Below are 1,704 nucleotides of genomic sequence, written 5' to 3'. Positions count from 1 at the left end.
GAGCTCGCCAATGAACCTGATGGGGCTGACGGGGATCAGAGTGGTGGAACGAGTCAAAACAGAATCCTTTCAAAGCCAGGCAAACCTGCCCGGCGCATGGCCACGACCCTGATGGGGGCGGCTGATGGGTATGAAAGGTTCCGGAACCTGTGCCGTGACAAAGAGAGCAACAAGAGCCAACTGTCAAATCGGTGGGATCTGTCCGCGTAGGAAGAAAGCTGAAGCTTAAAGTGAAATTAGGTTATGGTGTTGTTTTAAAAGTGAAAAGCAAGGATGAAACGCTGCTTTCAAGATAACCAAAGACCAGTTTGCGCAGACTATTGCTTTCTTTCGCGCAGACTTCTGCTTTTTTTGGCACAATTAGAAAGTTATTGGCGATCCCGCGAGGTGTATGCAGAACAGTTTCTTTACAATACGTTACAGAAAAAAGATGGCAAAATTACTGGTTATTCAAAACAAGGACTTACCTTGCGTGTTGACAACTGTTTCAGGCCAGAAGCCTCTGACTTTCGGATGTCCAGCTTGCGCCTATTCTGTTGAAAAAATCGAATTGAGAAAGCCATCTCTCAAAATGACGGAACAAGTTTCTGATTTTTCGAAATATTGCCAGCATTGTGGGGAGTTCTGCATTCATCACAGAACAGACTTCCACTTTTCGGAAATTTGCAATTGCAGCAAAGAGTTTTTCAACAGTATTCGCTGAAAGCAGAACTTTACAAAATCGGGTGGATCTTTAGATGCAATGCCAGTTGCCAGGCCCTAAGCGGAAATTGGGTTTTGACACCAAGGGCGGAAACCGGACCTTCCATGTGGCCGTTTTGGCACATATTTTTCTTTGTGAAGTCCGGCAACGAAGAGCTAAATGCTGCGCTTTCAACGCGTGTTGATAAGCTTGATGTGACGTAAATGCATCCTTGTTCGGTGATGATTGCCCCCCAATCTGTCAATACACTTCGTCGAACGCGGATGAAAATCCCGCAAAATAGTCATTGTCGATTAAACTAGCTAAATCGTCTGGCGAAGTGATATTTTTCAAGCGTCTAAGCAAGAAAATTAGACTTTCCCTATCTCGCTGCAAACTGAGGAAGCCTAATTCTAAACAATCGTGAAGCAGCAGAACCATAATGTCGGCTCTAACGCGGAGGGTGTCCACTACCGGACTCTTCGCCGCAACCAGCAACGAGAAGATGTATAAAATATCGTTCCAAAAATCCCCCCTTGCAGGCAAGAAGCTAATGTTACTGAATAAAATTGAACAGGCATCTTCTTCGTGTGGAATGGGCTTTCGTTTCAAGAACGCTAGGATCACGCTAAGCGAAGATTGAAGAAAGAGCTGAGCAAGTCCCCGTGATAGGTTTTCATCCTGTAAAGCCCGGCTTGCGCCACTCAACCTAAATACGGAATCCGCATTGTCGGCATGCAAGCCTGAATTAGCTGCGATACAAGCGGAAACCCCCGGCGGCAAAGGATAAATTTTGGAAAGCGCCTTGGCCGTGAAAGAGACTTCTTCCAAATACCAACTTTTCCTGAGCCAATGCGTTATTGGCTGTTCGATCGCTTCCAAAGCGCCCCCGGCTTCCAGCCAGGCTTTGTAGACGAACCGTGCCTTCGGCGTTGCGCCGTTGTCTGCGACCCAGAGAAGTAGCTTTTCGCGGACCACCTCCACAGCGCCCCCGGCTTCCAGCCACGCTTTGTAGACGAACT

1 protein-coding gene is annotated in these 1,704 nt (G+C 47.3%); it reads right to left on the bottom strand.

What is annotated here, in order from left to right; genetic code table 11:
• Nucleotides 1–943: 943 nt before the first annotated feature.
• Nucleotides 944–1,704, bottom strand: a 761-nt coding sequence (locus tag H1D41_RS18210) for a hypothetical protein (protein ID WP_228850261.1), incomplete at its 5' end; no start/stop codon positions are given.

It is taken from the genome of Halocynthiibacter styelae, from assembly GCF_016123485.1.
Lineage (GTDB): Bacteria > Pseudomonadota > Alphaproteobacteria > Rhodobacterales > Rhodobacteraceae > Halocynthiibacter > Halocynthiibacter styelae.
Note: the sequence above shows the minus strand (reverse complement) of the source record. Positions and strands in the feature narration are given on the sequence as shown.